This is a genomic window from Lysinibacillus sp. OL1, from assembly GCF_004332175.1.
GTDB classification, from domain to species: domain Bacteria; phylum Bacillota; class Bacilli; order Bacillales_A; family Planococcaceae; genus Lysinibacillus; species Lysinibacillus capsici.
This window is the reverse complement of record NZ_SJDS01000002.1, coordinates 110,671-128,784: the sequence shown is the minus strand read 5'-3', so window position 1 is coordinate 128,784 and position 18,114 is coordinate 110,671. Positions and strand designations below refer to the sequence as shown.

Annotated in this window: 18 protein-coding genes and 1 other annotated feature (1 of these 19 only partly in view); of the genes, 3 read left to right on the top strand and 15 right to left on the bottom strand. The window is 35.3% G+C overall.

Going from position 1 to position 18,114, the window contains the following annotated elements:
- Positions 1–29 (bottom strand) — a binding site (T-box leader) (it extends 210 nt beyond the left edge of the window).
- Positions 30–194: 165 nt separating this feature from the next.
- The 3 genes from EW028_RS05030 to EW028_RS05020 all read right to left on the bottom strand — a co-directional run bounded on the left by EW028_RS05030 (position 195) and on the right by EW028_RS05020 (position 2,185).
- Positions 195–1,169 carry a DUF3221 domain-containing protein gene (locus EW028_RS05030; RefSeq protein ID WP_131520124.1) on the bottom strand — a complete coding sequence of 325 codons (975 nt, stop codon included), beginning with the start codon at positions 1,167–1,169 and terminating at the stop codon, positions 195–197.
- Complete coding sequence (locus EW028_RS05025) at positions 1,162–1,680, bottom strand: sigma-70 family RNA polymerase sigma factor (RefSeq protein ID WP_227744868.1); 519 nt, start codon at positions 1,678–1,680, stop codon at positions 1,162–1,164. Before EW028_RS05025 ends, EW028_RS05030 begins: the two co-directional genes overlap by 8 nt.
- A gap of 61 nt (positions 1,681–1,741) precedes the next feature.
- Positions 1,742–2,185: an Lrp/AsnC family transcriptional regulator gene (locus tag EW028_RS05020; RefSeq protein ID WP_004227844.1), complete on the bottom strand. Its 444-nt coding sequence runs from the start codon at positions 2,183–2,185 to the stop codon at positions 1,742–1,744.
- Between the two features lie 141 nt (positions 2,186–2,326).
- On the opposite strand from EW028_RS05020, the gene EW028_RS05015 reads away from it, so the two are divergent.
- Positions 2,327–2,911 (top strand): DJ-1/PfpI family protein, encoded by a 585-nt coding sequence (locus tag EW028_RS05015; RefSeq protein WP_131520122.1) that lies wholly within the window; start codon positions 2,327–2,329, stop codon positions 2,909–2,911.
- A gap of 55 nt (positions 2,912–2,966) precedes the next feature.
- On the opposite strand, the gene EW028_RS05010 is transcribed toward EW028_RS05015, so the two are convergent.
- The 3 genes from EW028_RS05010 to EW028_RS05000 form a co-directional block, all read right to left on the bottom strand.
- A complete protein-coding gene (locus EW028_RS05010) occupies positions 2,967–4,457 on the bottom strand; it encodes an S-layer homology domain-containing protein (RefSeq protein ID WP_131520121.1) in 1,491 nt (496 codons plus the stop codon).
- 214 nt (positions 4,458–4,671) lie between these two features.
- On the bottom strand, positions 4,672–7,377 hold the full coding sequence (gene acnA, locus EW028_RS05005) for an aconitate hydratase AcnA (protein WP_048393126.1): 2,706 nt from the start codon (positions 7,375–7,377) through the stop codon (positions 4,672–4,674).
- A gap of 574 nt (positions 7,378–7,951) precedes the next feature.
- Positions 7,952–8,545: a hypothetical protein gene (locus tag EW028_RS05000; RefSeq protein WP_131520120.1), complete on the bottom strand. Its 594-nt coding sequence runs from the start codon at positions 8,543–8,545 to the stop codon at positions 7,952–7,954.
- A gap of 244 nt (positions 8,546–8,789) precedes the next feature.
- Between EW028_RS05000 and EW028_RS04995 the strand changes: the two genes are divergently transcribed.
- Positions 8,790–9,689: an AlbA family DNA-binding domain-containing protein gene (locus EW028_RS04995; protein ID WP_193767323.1), complete on the top strand. Its 900-nt coding sequence runs from the start codon at positions 8,790–8,792 to the stop codon at positions 9,687–9,689.
- 544 nt (positions 9,690–10,233) lie between these two features.
- Here EW028_RS04995 and EW028_RS04990 read toward each other — a convergent pair.
- A complete protein-coding gene (locus EW028_RS04990; protein WP_131520118.1) occupies positions 10,234–10,467 on the bottom strand; it encodes a hypothetical protein in 234 nt (77 codons plus the stop codon).
- A gap of 640 nt (positions 10,468–11,107) precedes the next feature.
- On the opposite strand from EW028_RS04990, the gene EW028_RS04980 reads away from it, so the two are divergent.
- Positions 11,108–11,437 (top strand): hypothetical protein, encoded by a 330-nt coding sequence (locus EW028_RS04980; protein WP_131520117.1) that lies wholly within the window; start codon positions 11,108–11,110, stop codon positions 11,435–11,437.
- A gap of 40 nt (positions 11,438–11,477) precedes the next feature.
- On the opposite strand, the gene EW028_RS04975 is transcribed toward EW028_RS04980, so the two are convergent.
- The 8 genes from EW028_RS04975 to EW028_RS04940 form a co-directional block, all read right to left on the bottom strand.
- Positions 11,478–11,615, bottom strand: a complete 138-nt coding sequence (locus EW028_RS04975; protein ID WP_131520396.1) for an XkdX family protein — start codon at positions 11,613–11,615, stop codon at positions 11,478–11,480.
- Between the two features lie 593 nt (positions 11,616–12,208).
- Positions 12,209–12,388: a DUF2213 domain-containing protein gene (locus EW028_RS26040; RefSeq protein ID WP_373565028.1), complete on the bottom strand. Its 180-nt coding sequence runs from the start codon at positions 12,386–12,388 to the stop codon at positions 12,209–12,211.
- Positions 12,389–12,681: 293 nt separating this feature from the next.
- Positions 12,682–13,149 carry a hypothetical protein gene (locus EW028_RS04965; protein WP_131520116.1) on the bottom strand — a complete coding sequence of 156 codons (468 nt, stop codon included), beginning with the start codon at positions 13,147–13,149 and terminating at the stop codon, positions 12,682–12,684.
- 47 nt (positions 13,150–13,196) lie between these two features.
- Entirely contained in the window at positions 13,197–13,991 is a 795-nt protein-coding gene (locus tag EW028_RS04960; RefSeq protein ID WP_131520115.1) for a minor capsid protein, read from the bottom strand.
- A gap of 414 nt (positions 13,992–14,405) precedes the next feature.
- Positions 14,406–14,711, bottom strand: a complete 306-nt coding sequence (locus EW028_RS04955; protein ID WP_131520114.1) for a hypothetical protein — start codon at positions 14,709–14,711, stop codon at positions 14,406–14,408.
- A gap of 313 nt (positions 14,712–15,024) precedes the next feature.
- Positions 15,025–15,291 (bottom strand): hypothetical protein, encoded by a 267-nt coding sequence (locus EW028_RS04950; protein WP_131520113.1) that lies wholly within the window; start codon positions 15,289–15,291, stop codon positions 15,025–15,027.
- 1,032 nt (positions 15,292–16,323) lie between these two features.
- Positions 16,324–17,136 carry an aminoglycoside adenylyltransferase domain-containing protein gene (locus tag EW028_RS04945; protein WP_131520112.1) on the bottom strand — a complete coding sequence of 271 codons (813 nt, stop codon included), beginning with the start codon at positions 17,134–17,136 and terminating at the stop codon, positions 16,324–16,326.
- A gap of 104 nt (positions 17,137–17,240) precedes the next feature.
- Positions 17,241–18,062, bottom strand: coding sequence for a DUF2785 domain-containing protein (locus tag EW028_RS04940; RefSeq protein ID WP_131520111.1), 822 nt, complete (start codon positions 18,060–18,062; stop codon positions 17,241–17,243).
- Positions 18,063–18,114 lie beyond the last annotated feature (52 nt).

The following is an 18,114-nucleotide window of genomic DNA, read 5'->3' as shown; positions in this document are numbered from 1 at the left end:
ACACTACTCTTTCTCATCAACGAATTTGTATGCTTTTATTGTCCTTCATCTTAGCAAATTACCAATTGTCTGTCAACGGTGGACAATCTTAAAGAATTTCGTTGAGACAAGTGGCAATACTTTGATGGAGATCAGCATATTGTGGCTGCTGAATGATTTGAATCAAAAATGTTTTACTATTGAATAGCTTCTTGTTAGTGAGATTCCTTTACTATTACTATTTTCATCTCTACGATATCCTTATAATCAATGAATGGCTGAGCATCATCGTTCCCAATCGACTGTCTATACTGAACTTCTACTCGATCACCAACTGATAGTGTTTTCGGGACATCCACTAGAGGGAACCATGTACCATTACTGTGTTTTTGCACTAATTCATCGACAGATTTTTGACCAACCTCGCTAGCCAAGACGCCTGAGACAACTAAAAATTCATGTTCCTTAATCGCTAAGACGGTTCCACTTCTGATGAGCTTCATTTGGCTGTCCTTTTCAGGGATTTTATATTTTTTTCGTAAGGCGGCAATGTCTTTATGATAATGTTGTTCTAAATAATTCATGGCTTCTTGCTCGACAAGCCATGTACGAATGGGATTACTTACATCCTTATAATCGGCTTGACTTGCCTCCCATAATAAGTCAAATGTAGCCATTTTATAGGCAATTGGCTTGCCATAGTTCTCGATAAACCCTTCGTTTGTGACTTGCAACATTTGCAGAAGCTTATCATAAGTTGGCCGAGTATCATCCTCATAGCTCCACTCTTGCATGAACTGTTCGAGTGCCTTATCTACTTGCTCTTGTGTAGGTACTAGTTTTTTCGATTGCGCATAAGCAAAGGTCGATTCAAAATATAAAAAATTATCAAAGCTTGCCTTATATAAACGATTCTTTCCGTTCATAAAAGAATCAAGTTGTAAATATAGCTCTAAAATCCGCTCATCTAATACGGGTGGAATAGTAGAAGCTTGCTGTTGTTGTTCATTATATTGCTGATATATAAACAGCCCTATGCAGACACTTAAAATCATAGCCAAAACACCATATGGCCAACGTTTTGCAGATTTTTTTTCTTGGCGTTGCTGTAAATGCTGAACCACATTTGCCATCACACGCTTTTTACTTTCTGATAAATCCCTTACTACACGAGCATCCATTTTACTCATGCAGGAGCACCTCCCATTCAACATGCTGTAATTGTAGCTTCAATAACTCTCGCCCACGACGTAGCCTTGTTTTGATGGTGCTTTCAGGAATCGTTAACAGCTCTGCAATGTCTACCACAGACATTTCTTCAAAATAAAAATGTATAATGACCTCTCGCTGTTTGAAAGGGAGAGCTAGAATCGCATTTTCAATCAAAGTACGTTCATCTTGCTGTACAAGCATATCTCTTCTCATAACGGTTTGCTGCGGAAAAATCTTCTGTTGCACTTGAATTTTCCGATAGGTCCAGCTACGTAAATAATCTTTACTTCGATTACTAACTAATTTTGATAAATACGCCTTTAGCTCCCCACGTTCCTCATAGTTTTGCTGATTATCATAGAACTTAATAAAGACATCCTGTACGATATCTTCAGCACTTTGTAAATCTCTAACATAGTAAAAGGCAAGACGAATAAGCCTCTCTGTATGCTGTTCCATTATTCTTTCCAGTTCATGAATTAGCAACATTCTTCCTCCTCTCTACCCTGTAAACGGTGCTCACGGCTTCGAGGTTTGCCTTTTTTGTCATTTACTCCAAATCATTGTCAGCAAATGGTGTAATCACCTGTTTTTCCGTTGAAGATAATACGATATTAGTAGAAGGTGTGCCATAGGGCATAGCCGCATCAATAAATTGTTCCAATGTTTCTACTGAATAGGTCGCTAATTTAACAATATAGCTAATTTCCCCAGCCACTCGATAACATGCCAAAACATCAGGATGAGCATTACAAAATGAAGAAAGACTTTTACAATCAATGGACTTAAATAAAATAATGGCTTCAATCGTACGCTCCATCTTTTTCAGATTTACCTTTGCATGATAGCCTTCAATTACACCCTGCTCCTCTAGCTTTTTGACTCTTTCAATAACGGCAGGAGAGGATAAATGAACGGTAGTGGCTAATTCCTTCATCGAGATTTTGGCATTTTGCTGTAACTGCTGTAAAATTTGTGTATCAATATGATCCATGGTCCATCACCTTTCTAAATAAATTATTTATGACATAATACCTTTTCAAATAAAGTTTTTCACCTAAAATCCATTATACAACGTATGTAATCTTTTCTCCCTTTTGTTTACAATAAAAGCAATAAAGGAGGCAAAATAAATATGAAAAAAATATTGTTACTATTAGCAAATGGCTTTGAAGCGGTGGAGGCAAGCGTATTTACCGATGTGCTCGGGTGGAATAAGTGGGAAGGTGATGGTACAACAGATGTGGTTACGGTCGGCCTGCATGAACAGCTGGAATGCACCTGGAATTTTAAAGTCACTCCTGAAAAATTGCTCCATGAAATTGTAGTAGAGGATTTTGATGCATTAGCGATTCCTGGAGGCTTTGAGGAAGCTGGTTTTTATGAGGATGCGTTTAGCGAGGAATTTCAGGCAGTCGTTCGCCACTTTGATGAACACAAAAAACCGATTGCAACAATCTGTGTAGCTTCTCTTATTTTAGGCCACAGTGGAATTCTTCAGCATCGTCAAGCAACAACCTATAATCATCCAACAAGTAAACGTTTAGCACAGCTAAAGGGCTATGGCGCAACAATTGTCAACAAGCGCATTGTGCAAACTGATCATATCATCACCTCCTCCAATCCAGGAACAGCCTTTGATGTTGCCTTTCGCTTACTAGAAACTCTAACATCTGCTCCAAACACAGCGAAAGTAAAAGAATTAATGGGCTTCCACTAAAGCATAAAAAAAGTAGGCTTACACCAATATACTTGGCATAAACCTACTTTTTGTATTATTTACTTACTGGTGCTGTTTCGGATGCACTCAAATCCATTTCCTTTGCATTGTCTAGCACATCTTTTGGAATCGTAATTGTCGTTACCGCATTGAAATCATGATATTTGATCGTTGTTTGCTGCCTTGTTTTGATCGAATTGCCTTCTACTTGCATCTTTAATGTCATATCCATAGCAATTTCTTCTACATCGAATGTTTCTTTATTAATCAATAATTTATATGTGAGACCATCAAAGGAAATATTGCCTAATTGTGCCTCTAGATCCGCTTCCATTCCTAAATCCATTGCGCCAAGTTGCTGCTTCACTAGCTCTGTGAATTTATCGCCAGAGCCTTTTAATGTTAATTCATAACGATTTGCTGATTCTACTATTGTAAAATCTTCGGCAAATGCTTGTAGCATCTCCAATTGTTCAGTTGCATCTGGCTGCATCCCTGTTTGGCTCAGTACATCTTCAAATAATTGTTTCGGGAACTTTACCCAGGCCTTTTGTTCTGCCTCATACATATACATACCATCTTTAGCCGTCATATACATTTTAATCGGCAAATTAATCGCTTCACCACTTGTTGGATCTGTTAAAGCCATTGAACCATCAGCAAAGAATTGCATTGGCTCTGTAACAATTTCCATCTTCATGTTGCCTTTAGAATCCATTTTCATAGTTTCCTTACCATCGTTTGCCTCTACTGTCTGAGAGATCGTCATGGTAGCCTTCATGCTTTTTAGCTCTTTTTGCTTGGCTAATGTTTTCGTAAATACTTCCTCTAACAAAGCACTATCCTTTGTTGTAGTAGGTTGTTCTTCTGTTACTTGCTCCTCTTTAGGCTCTTCCTCTTTTACTTCTGTTGTAGGCTGTGTATCCTCAGCTAAGCCTAATGCGTTCACAATAAATGTTGCTAACTGACCACGAGTAACATTTTTATCTACACCAAATTCTGTGGCAGTTACACCCTTCGCAATGCCCGCCTCATACAGAGCTGTTACTGCATCTGCAAATGGACTATCTGACTGTACATCTGTGAATGGACTTTTACCTTCTGCTGTTAAACCTGCAGCCTCTGCTACCATTACCGCCATTTGACCACGAGTAATTGTGTCATCTGGACGGAATGTATCATCCTCATAGCCTTGTACAACGCCAAGATTAACTAATGTAACAATCGCTTTATAGTATGGGCTAGATGAGTCAACATCCTTGAAATTCGGATTCTCGACAGCCGTATCCGTTGTAGTTAGATGAAAAGCACTTGCGATCATCTTTGCTGCCTGTCCACGTGTCACATCCTTTGAAGGCTTAAATGTACCATCTGGAAAACCATTAATGATGTCTGCTGCATGCAATGTAGAAATACTATTAAAATGCGCATAATCCTCACTCACATCTGAAAATGGACTAGCCGCCGATACAGGTACTACCGCAACAGCAGTAACCGCCATTGCCGCTGTTGCCGCCGTATAAAACTTATGTTTTTTCTTTGTCATAATCAATCGTCCCCCGTTTATGTAAATTTAATGCTTACCTATTAATTTTAGCGAAAGAATTGGAAAAATGCTAGGTTCATTGGAAATTAAATTATAATTATCCATTAAATCCGTCATTTGGTGCTATTTATACATATTTTGGTCACTTCTATCCATCACTCTCGTAATAAATAAAAAAACCGACCTCCAAAGAGATCGGTTTTTAGGGCAATGATTACTCAGCAGCTTTTGCGCGTAGAACCATTTGTAGGATACCACCATGGCGGTAGTAGTCTACCTCTACTTCTGAGTCGAAACGAGCTAAAGCTTGGAAAGTTTTAACTGTGCCGTCTTCAGATTTAGCAGTTACTGTTAAGATTTCACGTGGTTTTACGTTGTCAGTAATGTTAACAGAGATTTCTTCTTTACCAGTTAAGCCTAATGTATCAGCAGATTCACCTGGCATAAATTGAAGTGGAAGAACACCCATCATTACTAGGTTAGAACGGTGGATACGCTCGTAAGATTGTGCGATAACAGTTTTCACGCCAAGTAGGAATGTACCTTTCGCAGCCCAGTCACGAGAAGAACCCATACCGTAGTCGTTACCAGCAAGTACGACTAAGCCAGTACCTTGCTCTTGGTATTTCATACATGCGTCATAGATGTACTCTACTTCGCCTGTTGGCCAGTAAGTAGTGAATCCACCCTCTGTACCAGGAGCAACTTGGTTACGGATACGGATGTTTGCAAATGTACCACGCATCATTACTTCGTGGTTACCACGACGAGAACCGTAAGAGTTGAAGTCACGGATTGCAACACCGTTTTCAATTAAATATTTACCTGCAGGTGTATCTTTACCGATTGCACCAGCTGGAGAAATATGGTCAGTTGTGATTGAGTCACCGAACTTCGCCATAATGCGTAAGCCGTCTAAGCCTTTAATAGCTTCTGGCTCTTTTGCAAGACCTTGGAAGAATGGTGGGTTTTGGATGTAAGTTGATTTGTCATCAAATGTGTATAGAGACTCAGTTGATGTTTCAATTGCATTCCATTTTTCGTTCGCTGTGAATACAGTTTCGTATTCTTTTTGGAATAACTCACGGTTAACAACAGTACCTAATACTGCATTAACTTCTTCAGTTGAAGGCCAGATATCAGCGAAGAATACTTCGTTACCATCTTTGTCTTTACCGAATGAATCTTTTTGTAGATCGATATCCACTGTACCAGCAAGTGCATAAGCAACAACAAGTGGTGGAGAAGCTAAGTAGTTAGCTTTTACAAGTGGGTGTACACGACCTTCAAAGTTACGGTTACCAGAAAGAACTGAAGTTACGAATAAGTCATTTGCTTTAATTGCTTCTTCGATTTCAGGTAATAATGGACCTGAGTTACCGATACATGTTGTACAACCGTAACCTACAGTGTTGAAACCGATTTGGTCAAGGTATGTTTGTAAACCTGAATCTTCAAGGTAACCAGTTACAACTTTAGAACCTGGTGCTAAAGAAGTTTTTACCCATTTCGGCACTGTCAGACCTTTTTCTACAGCTTTTTTCGCCACTAAGCCCGCAGCAATTAATACGTATGGGTTAGAAGTATTTGTACAAGAAGTGATCGCAGCAATCGCAACAGCACCTGTTGGAATTTCTACATCGCCTTCAGCGAATTTCGCTACAGAAGTTTTTTCGAATTCATCTTCTGTTAAACCGAAACCTTGTGTACCTTGTGGTGCCACTACTGCTTCTTTGTAACGAGAACGCATTTGAGATAGTGGAATTAAGTCTTGTGGACGTTTAGGACCAGAAAGGTTTGGTTCGATTTCAGCTAAGTTTACTTCTAAAACGTCTGTGTAAACTGGCTCTAATGTTGGATCAAAGAACATGTGGTTCGCTTTTAAGTAAGCTTCTACAACCGCAATGTGCTCTTCGTCACGACCAGTTAAACGCATGTAGTTTAATGATTCTTCGTCGATTGCGAAGTAACCACATGTAGCACCATATTCAGGAGCCATGTTAGAGATTGTCGCACGGTCAGCTAGTGGTAATTTAGATACGCCAGGTCCGAAGAACTCAACGAATTTACCAACTACGCCACGTTGACGTAATACTTGTGTTACTTTTAATGCTAAGTCAGTAGCAGTTGTTCCGTTTGGAAGATCGCCCACTAATTTAACACCGATAACTTCTGGAATAGGGAAGTATGAAGGCTGACCAAGCATACCTGCTTCAGCTTCGATACCACCTACGCCCCATCCAAGAACGCCGATACCGTTGATCATTGTTGTATGAGAGTCAGTACCTACTACTGAATCTGGGAATGTTTCGAATGTGCCATCAGCATTTTCGTTTACGTGTACAACTGGAGCTAAGTACTCTAAGTTTACTTGGTGAACGATACCTGTTGCTGGTGGTACAGCACGGAAGTTATTGTAAGCAGTTTGAGCCCATTTTAAGAAGTTATAACGCTCAGCGTTACGTTCGAATTCTAGGTCCATGTTTGCTTGTAATGCAGATGCATTACCATATTTGTCAACTTGTACAGAGTGGTCAATTACAAGGTCAACTGGAATAGCAGGGTTGATTTTGCTTGGGTCTCCACCCATTTCTTTCATTGCAGAACGAAGAGATGCAAGGTCAACAACTACTGGTACACCAGTAAAGTCTTGTAATACAACGCGAGAAGGCTTGAATGGTACTTCAGCTTCTGGATCAGCACCATTGCCCCATTTTGCTAATTCGTTTACGTGCTCTTCTTTAATTACATACGCATCATATTGACGTAAAACAGATTCTAATAATACTTTGATTGAGTAAGGAAGGTTTGAAACTTTTGCAACGCCAGCTTTTTCAATCGCAGCTAAGTCATAGTAATTGTAAGTTTTACCATTCACTTCGAATGATGCACGGCTGTTGTGTAAATTACCTTGTGCCATTTGCGGATCCCCCTAATATATCTTTTTGAAAAGGCTTTAAAAATGTGTAGCATCTTTTCTCCAATACCCATGATAGCGCATTTATATTCATAAGTAAATTACATTAATATTATCTTTTTTGATAAGCATAACTTATGACCTTGGTTTCTATCCTGATGTTTTTAATTTTTTGATGTGCATAATATCAAGGTTTTGTATTAATGAAGGTTTCTATACCTGTCTAACGAAGTGTATCTAAGCGTATTTAACTGGGGTACGATGTGGGGTACAAACTGGGGTACATGAATTTTTCTTAAAAAACGTACCCCAGTAGAAACTTCACCTGGAAATATATATAATAATAGTAGAAATCATAACAAAAAACATATCTACAACAACTTCTACTTTAGAATTATCATTAGCTACTAGCAAACTATATAGAACCATATTTGTCTTGTAAAGGCAATAAAATATAAAGGGTGATACATATTAGTCATATATAATATGTATCACCTTTATCTTCTTGCTCAACAATGCGCCCGATGGTGGAAGATTTCAATAATTATTTATTATACGTTAGTCTAAGTTAAAAGTTCTATTTTAAACAAATGTACATCATTTTTTTTCTGAAATTCTCTCTTATATCACCTTTATTATTTTCAATCATTTTTAAGTATCTATTATAATAATTTCTAATTTCCGTTGTGAAATTTTTTACATCTACTTTGACATACTCTTTATTTTGATATTTCACTAGCTTTACTACATAATCTTCATTAAAAGTTAATTTACTTTTCCCTTTAGTTTGTGCAGAATGAAGTATTCCGCATCTTATATCTGAATAAAACTTGCCTGCCAAGCTTAAATTAAAGATACGGGGAAATTCGCTTACTAAAAAATCTGAATAACTTCTTTTATTTCCGCCCTCTGTCTCATCCCAACCATTTTTAAATTGAAGAAGCGTTTCAATTAATAAACAATTCAGAGCCATTATTATAAAACCATCTCTCATTAACTCTTCTCTTTGAATTAATTCATCTATTACATTAAAATATCTACCTTGAATTCTATCTTGAAAAATTTCTATAGCTGTATCCCAATTATCATCTGAATTCAAACAAAGCCTTAAATCTAAAAAATCATCCTTAGTATACCTTAATGAAATAAATGATTCATTATTGTACTCCATCAAATCACTCCTTCTATTTTATATTTACCAAAGTTATAATTAAGCGCTTTAAAAACATAATCTCCTTAAAATTATTCATAAAAACTTTATAATTTAATACAAAAAAAATTATACTATAATTTCCTCAAGTCTATTTATAACTAATAATAAATATACCCAAAAAATAATTTGGAACTTCTGTAAAACTTGTAATTTTAATCAAAATTATAAAAGTGGTAAAATTTGTAGAAGAGGGGGCATGAACATGAACGAAGTATTTTTAGAATCTTTACTTAATCAAACTGAACATGAGGGGCTGGACTTCAAAAAAGGCTTATATGTAAAACAAAGCTATGAAGAATTACTAAAAGATGTATTAGCAATGGCTAATGCAAAAATAAAAGGTTCAAGATATATTGTATTTGGTGTGAAAGAAAATGCACTGCAAATTAAAGAAATATTTGAGCTTAGCAATCCAGTTGATGCAGCTACTTATCAGGAGATTGTATTAGAAAATATTGAACCACAATTAATCTGCAATCTTACGTATATAAGCTACCAAGAAAAACGATTGGCTATACTTGAAATCACCGAGCCTAAAGAGCAGCCCTATTTAATGAAAAAAAAATACGGTTCTCTACATAAAGGCTTTTGTTATGTAAGAAAAGGTAGTAAAAATGAACATGCGACAAGAGCAGATTTCGATTATTTCTTTAAACAAGGGCAATTTGAAATACATATTCTTGATAAATATTTGGCCGCTGTTGATTCAGAAAGTGGGCATGCTAGTTTGGAGTGTTCGTTTAGAAACTGTACAGAATTTCCGATTTCTATTCGTTCTGCCTTTTTAGAAGTTTGGGACAATAAACAAGTAAGAACTATTCACCGTTTATATGGTTTCGACAAAAATCATATAGGTGCAGATTTCCGCCTTTCTATTCCTGCAATGACCGAGATTACGGATTACTTTGCCTTTGGTTTTACTTCAAATGATTGTTTAATCCTTGAGATGAACGAATATGGATATACCAATCTCCCTTTAAATTTTAAACTATATGTCTATGATACTCTTGATAACGAGTATTATGTTGAAGTTGAAAATTGTCGGGTGATGGCAAAAGGAAAATTCCTTTGGAAAATAAACTCAAAAAATAACTACTTCTAAAAAGAAAGTCCAATAAATTATTAAGGGATGAAACGATTGTAATTTAGGATATCAAATCGCAAAATTTGCAAAGGATGATTCGCACAATAATTCACATCAAAATGGCTTGGAGGAAAAATCCGAGCCATTTCTAGTGTTTACACTGTTATAATCGAAATCAACCATTTTATTTTCCAATTTATAAAACTACTTAGGTAAAACTCCAAAATAGAAGTATTATATTTACCTTTGTTGTTATTTACTGTATAATTGGAATAATTAAATGATAGCGTACTGGGAAAACCCCAATACTAGACTCATAATGAGCGGTATTGGGGTTTTTTCATACTTACCTGTTATTAGATTGGAGGTGAATGTATAGTGATAGCTGCAACAATTATATTTTGTATATTACTGATCATTTTTGCCATACAGACGGTAGCATTAACAATATGTGGGCGCATGTTGTACTTAAATTTGAAGCACAATACTAAGAGTTACAAGCATATAATAATCGCTTTAGCCTGCTTTTTATTTTTAGGTGAAGTATCTGATTGGGTAATGGCTATCCCATTATAATATTAAAGAAAGGCCAAAACGCGATATATAGCTGTCTTGGTCTTTTTATCATTCTACCTCGTACAATTTTGTTTTTTTTGCTATCATCATTATAGACTAGCTTCAAATTTAACATATCTGCTATTTCTCGTACTTGTACATAGGTCCTACCATCTACAATCTTTGCAGGAATCATCTTCGCATCATTCAACATGACTTTTGTTTCTAAAGGTTTACCCACGTTGACTATCTCCTTTTCAATTCCATTTTTTTATATCTAACTTAAATTGTGTCTCTGATATTCCCATACTCTCCAGATATGAATACGGTTCTCTATGTGTTGTACCTTATAAATTGTCAGTAATCCATCTATGGGACTTGATACCATTACCACTACCATCAAGTACAGGTATTCCAGCATCTTTATCAAGCTTTCTCAAAAGCCAAATATACTTATTTCACGCATTGCGTTAACTTGTTCACCTTGGGCTGCTGTTAACGTTTCTAAATTTTCCATTAGTTTTTGTTCACTTTTGGCAGAATTCCAAAAAACATAAACTACTAAACAAATACACATAATTGACCATACTACTTGTGAATTTACTACCTGACTTGCTGCTGTTACTGGATCCTTTACATCACCAATCCTTTGCCCTATTTAAAATAAAAAGCCATGAGAAGCATCGAGATTCCGTAACATGTACCGTTGCCCATCTCGATTGCTCTCATAACATAAAAAACACATTATTTATTAATTCATATTTAATGTAAATATTCACTCTTATTTCTCGTATTATGTTATCAACGAAAAATAAAAAAAACCACCATATTTAACCATTTTATTTTTCGAAATAAATTAAAGCGACGGAGGTCAATTTTTTATGAAAAAACCACCATATGGAATTACCGAACAAGATTTTTTTGCTGGACCATGCATCGATTTTTATCGACAAGTTTTATACAGTTTACCTAATCATCAAGCTATGATGAAGTGGACATATGATTATGCAGTTTTTCTAAAGAATAACTGTCCACTAATCCATAAAGATAGAACTATTCAAGCTATCTACATTCACCTTGTTTATATGGATAACCTTCTAGAAGGTGTTCAACCTAAATATTCTCAAAAGGACTCTGATTTTGCTGGTTGGAAACCAAGAAATGGGTATGTTGGACTTAATCCAATAACATCAAAAGTCCCTTATCTTTAAGTAGGTTAATAAGGTGTCAGTTAGTCAAATAACTGGCACCTTAAAATTCTAATTTTGTGATTTTTTCGTACTCTTCAGGTGTAATCTTACCATAAGGATTTGCATCTGTTTTAACTGCAATTCGTAGTTGTTCAGCTGTTACCCACTTAAACATGAAAGCGATTTGCCAAAACTTCATCATCCCCCACCACCTTTCATTGAAATGACATCTAATTTTAGTTGTGTAAGCTGAGAGCCAAGGTTATTGATCAGGAGGTCCTTTTAAATGCCTTTAATCTTATCCTGTATTAGTTGTTCACCTAATTCCATGACTTGCTCTTCGGTTGTGGGTATCGATCCAACCTTTTCTAGTGGACCTAATTCTCCGTTAGGTAGCCTTTTCTTCCTACTATTATTCCAACACTCCCCATACTAAATAGATTTTATCGTCTATATTTACAATAGCTCTAGAAGTAGTCAGTTTAAGAATGATATTATCCTTCGGTTCTACAGTTTCATGGTAATATTCATCTTCAACAATCCCCTCTCAGACCTCTACAATGTATTCGGGTTAGCTTCAAGTTATATATATATTGCTCCTGCTCGCCAGCCAATGTCATGGATAACTCAACCGTTAAATCAAGGTCTTCATCCCGTTGTATCCAAATTAAAACGCCTCTTGTGGAACCTTTAGGAGGGGAGATTTTATACCTCGCTACAGATTGCAAAATAGGCGTGTTTACAGTGTTTTTATTAAGTTTTATCGTCTTACTTGTTTTAGCATTATAATTATCAATTATGTATCCTTTTTATGAGAGTCCTATCTGTAACAGTTAACGAAATATAGAGTTTGAAGTCCTCTACACGAGAATCTGTATGGCTCATACCTTTTGCATAGGCTTGATAGTTATCAATTGTTACTGGCTCATTAGGATGACCGTCAGTAACGGGCTTAGAACGTGCAGAACGTATTGTACGGTCACTAAAGATTTCGTCAGGCTATTTTGCCTCCATCTGAACTTTCCATCTTGTCGTTGATACGAAACACCAGGGCGAGTAATCGGTACATTGACCGTTAAATACCCTTCTGGTGTTTCCATGTAATCTTTTATATATGATGTGTCATAGCGTTATAGTTTCAACGTTTCACCCCTTTCTAAAATTTAAAGTTCAAGCTTCTTCGAAGAGTTGCTAAAAAGAGGTATTTAAAAAAATTGTCAATTAACCTATTTCCAATAAATAAAAAAACCACTCAAAAGAGTAGTCTATTTATTTAAAACTTTATATAATTTCTTACATAATTTTAATGCTTTATACGCTTCTTTACTCGCTTCGGTTTTACCATCAAGCAGATAAGTTATTAACGGAGATACCATGTTATCAGCATTTGCTTGATGTGTGTTTATATTCTTCAAAGCTCTAGTATTATTAATTTTATCTATCAATTTTTCATCTAAAAGGTTATTTTCTTTACATACTTTTAAAAAATCATTCAAACTTAAACCTCTAACATATTGAGCCTTAAATTCTACTTTTAAAAGTTTTTCTATAAATGAAGCTGCCATAATTTGAGAAGAATGATTACTTCCTATAATGTAATTATCTATTGCTTCTGATAATGTTACTTTTAAATTATTATTAACACTTGAGTCTGTAACCAATCTTTTTGTTGTTAATTTATTTATATCCTTGACTTTTTTTCGTCGTACTTTTTGTGCTTTTTTATTTAACATATGTATCCCTCCACTCAGTATAAGGGATATTTTAACATACATTACAGTTAATCATCATCAAAAACTGGAATAGCCACACACCTACAACGATAATCCTCATCAGGCAATACCACTCTTCCATTTACAGTAGGTGGATCATCATATGAAAATACCTTTCCGCTAAGCCTTTTATGCGTATCTCGTACTCGTTCATCAGCTGAATCATACCATTCGAATTTTTCAATACCTATATTCTGATGACGTTGAGCTGTCATTTGCCCTAAGATAGAGCCTGCTTGGTCAACAGCTAAGAATTGCGCTCTACTTTCAGCAACATCTACTCGTTCTAGTATGGACTCACGTATCTGTTTGATAGATTGCCCTTCTTGAACACCATCTCGAACGACATCCTCAACCTCTCTCCGATAATCTTCTTCAATGTTTTTGATGTAATTCACATTGTCTTTGATTTTATTGACTATGAATGTCTCTAACCAAGGTTCTCGTTGTGCCAGATCAATCCCTCTTACAACAAGTTGTTTAGCAATATTATGTCTATTAAACCGATTAACGATATTCACAAATCTTTTAGCTGCTGAAAGCTTTCTCCGCTCACTGAACGACTTAGAAGCTTTATTCGCTAATACTTTAAACATTCGTTTGATATTGTCGAATATCCCAACACCTAAGTATTCTATTGAGTCCTGTCTTTGAACGTTTAACAATGGCACTACATACTTTTCAAACTGCTTTAAGGTTTCATCTCCCAACTCAAGAATCATTTTTCGGATGTCGCGACTGTACGTAACGGCTGCTGCATCTGGGAAACGTGTTATCGGAACCTTTTTACTCATGGCGGTCATGATACCCTTTGTATACTTTAACAGCAAGGTTCTTCAAATCAGCTTCATCTCCACTTCATTTAAGAGATCTGACAACCCAAACTGACCAAAGCATGCCTCGCGGATTTCATCAGCAGTAATAATATTATTGAGTAAGTAAATCTGGTCAATTTCAGCAACTAACTTGCGTATTTCAGCATCTGTTTTAGCATCAACGTTCCAAAGAGGGTTAAATTGTATTTCTCACTCTAATGATTCAGGGTTAATACGTCCTCCTAGCTCCTTTTCGGCCATTAATAACATACGAATCAGCTTTTCTAGATGGGGTTTTTCATATCATTCTCTTGATCTGCTACGATCATCAGGGCAAAAGAAAAAGACTTCCTAAGATGGCTTCATAAATTTTGATTCTTTTTTCTTTATCTATAAACGCAATTAACCAAAAGCAGTCCAAGCTATAAACAATCCAAAAATCACACTAGTAATTACAATAATCGGCACCAAAAGAAGACCTACATATTTTAATCTCTTATCCCCTACATTCTTCCTAAAACCAAATAACCCTAACATAAAGCTCAGAATGAAACAAAGTATCCCTGTAGCAAAAAATACATAAAAAAGTGTTAACTGCATAACGGAATAGTTTTCCATTCCCCTTTGTATCGCGGCGATGCCTGATGCGATAAATAATAGTATACCGATAACCCCAAGAATTATTGAATACATAGAAAATTTATTCATAAGAACACTCCTTCAGTATTATTAGCAAGAACGAACTTACAGTCACATAATCCCCTTACACACTATAATAATCAGGAAGGGAATAATTTGGAACCATATACTACAAACCCCACTTTCAAAACCACACCTAACTCCACCCCATCGGTTACTAGTACATGCCAGCGCTCCTTGGTATCTAATCTTCCTGAGATACTTGGTCACCCGTAAACCAGTCCATTTTATTTGTATGGCTGTTTGATGCAGTTTTCAAAGCAAAATAAAAAGCCTCAACTCATATTGAGTGCGACTTTTGTATCTATGTATTATTCATTCTTTAACTTTGTTGAAATGTAAATTTCAATTCATTCCCCATCCGCCACTTACCTTTATCTGTTAAGGTTAGATGGATAAATCCAAATTTGTCTTCATCAGAATAATCATCTCCTTGTATATACCCGAAGCTTATTAACATGTATATCCCTTGTAGTTCTTCTCTTGGTACATCATTAATTTTGTTACTAAAAAGAATTTCAGTTCTTCCATTTTTAACTTCTTCTAACATTTTCATTTCCACATCATTCATCTCAAATATTCTAAGCACCTTTAACACCCCCAATATACCTATATATATTATAAGGCAAATGGAATGTATTGTAATTACAAGAAATATAAAACACAATAAAAAGCCTCGATCCGAAGATGAAAACTTTGATATTATGGTAGTGCTCTTTTCCTGCTCGTGGTAGAGCGCACCACGTTATTCCTGTAACGAATTGTGTTTAGTGCATTTTCTTGCACTTGTAGTAAGTTTGACTGACATTATGAAAAATGGACGAAGTTCACATATAAACCACTCCTTTCAAAATTCGAACTATACTAATTTATAAATACAAAAAGCCCACCTTATTAGATGTGACTCGCAATAAAACCGTTATGTCAATCTTAAAATTACAATAGACGCGCTGATAACTGAACTACCACCAGCTGTAGTATTTAATAAAGATACGGGAGTGTTTTAATATTCCTTAAAGTAAGAACATCCAAAGCATTTAAAGTCGTGATCACTACCAATAGGTTGTTGTGGTACCTGTACTCCTTGATGGACATTCTTGTTATTACAACTTACCTCCCAATCTTCATGAATTCTGCTAACTCTATTATTAGTTGGCTCTTTTTCACTTCTATTGAGATTGTCGAAACGCATTTTATCATCCTCTTTGTTTTATTACATTATTCAATGAGGGATAAATGAAATAGACAATTTTACTAAACCTGAATGTAATAAATAGCTATCATAAATAAATAAAAGACCACTATATTAAGTGATCTTTGAACAAGGGAATGATTTATTTTTATACATATTATTCTTAACAAAACAAGTAAACTGGCGCATTGCCTTATCTCTAAAAAAATATAGGCCAGCCATGTATGTCATGCTCTGAACTAATTTGCTTGGCGCAGGTAGGTACTCCGTCTGGCTTTCCCTAATAATTCAGCTCCTTTAAATACCAAAGGAGGAAAACTCTGCTGAACCGTTCTATCTCCCATTTTACAAGATAAATTTTTTTACTACCTAATTTGTAAGGTATATAATGTTTGTAACATATATCACATCTAAACATTGATTCGTTTATTATTTCTCAATACTATTGCAAGCATTGAGTATGTAATTCATGAACTGGATAGTATCATCAATACGTTGTTTTTTTGATCTATAATAACGTATGTGTAATCCTTCTCTAATACTAATAGCTTCTTTTATAAGGTTATGCCATCTTTCTGGTATATGATTGATTGCATATTTACTAGCATCTACCTTTGAAACGATATCATATTCTCTAAGTGTATAAAATTGACGTAACATCCCTGTAACAGACCACTCTACTTCCATATCGACAATTTTATTTGGTAACAGAAGAGCTAGGGTCTTATATTTTTTTAATGTCTTTAATCGATTTAACCAATAGGTATTCATATTATCTAAAACATAATCAATTAATATACTTTCATCAACATTAAACACTAGTGTGGTAACATCTGTACCCTTTATAGTGATTCCTTTGGTTTTTAAAATCCACCAAGTAATAGGGTTAGTACCATCATTACTCCATTTTGTTTTACCTTCATTTACGTATAAACAATTCTCTATCTCAAATTGTTTCTTACCAACATCTTTATCTAGTAAATAACACCCATCCATTACTGTTTTCTTATATTTTTGATTTAAGTTTTCATGAAGATCAGATATTATTTTCACATCTGATTCAGTTAGGGATCGATTTACAACAGCAATAAAGTCAATATCACTAGAACCTTCTATGTAAGCATGAAGAGCAATTGAACCATGTAAATATAATGCATCCAGTGTATTAGGAATTTGATTTTCAAATAACGATAAATATTCATTTAAAAAACTTTGAACTTGGATAGAAACTTTAGAATCCACAGAAACTCTCCTTATAATTCTAATCAATACTTATATTACTAAATAAATAATATAATTCTCTTTTCATTATGAAGATATTCTTTTTTTATTCGACACTTTTTAAATTAGGAATAGTATACTTTTTCTACTTTATATAATGTCTGCTCGATAGTGGAGCAGAGAACGGCATCCGCTTTGTAAAATTTAACTCGAAAGTATAAACTTTTCAAAAAGTTCTTTATATTATTTTTTTGCTTAAAGGCAGGGAGAAATTCTGAATTTTTCTCCACATCACCAAAACTTTGAATCCACTGCTCTACACAAGTCTGACTAAGTATTTTTCTATTTAAAACACTAATTATGGATTTGACCATTCTCTCATCTTCCCCATCGGAGTAAATTCGCTCTGTTATAGTCATCTTTTCGTAAACCAAATCGAGGATAGTTAAGAGGTCGCTTTTATCCAGTTCGGAACATTGAGCCAAATCATCTAAAGCATCTGCTGCATGGGCTATGGCATGAGCCCAGCCTTTTTCTTCATCATACCCACGGTAATCTCGCTCTTCTTGTACATTGTAAAATACTTTCTCTTTTATGTGATGAATTTGCTCTCTTGAGAGAAATGGTGATTCTCTATGCCTCGTTAAGAGGAGCGGTATGACTAGCATGGAGAAAGACCGAGTGAAGACAGAGTCTGTATTTGTTTCACCGAGCTTAAAAAGCAAATGGTTTTTATCCAAAACAACCGGTAAAAGTTGTTCTAGTTCGTTTGCGGTGAGAGATTTATCAGGAATCCAGTGTGATAAGGTTGTATAAATTAGCTCATCACGTAGTTGGGCATTCAAAGAGCCAATGTTATTTATCATTTCTAGTATCAACTGAAATCTATCGGGAGGTACTTGGTACCCATTTTCTTTTATTAATATCAACTTTTCTTTTAAATTCATTTTACACGCTCCTATTAGAAAAATTTGTTTGAAATCAACCCTTTATTGATTA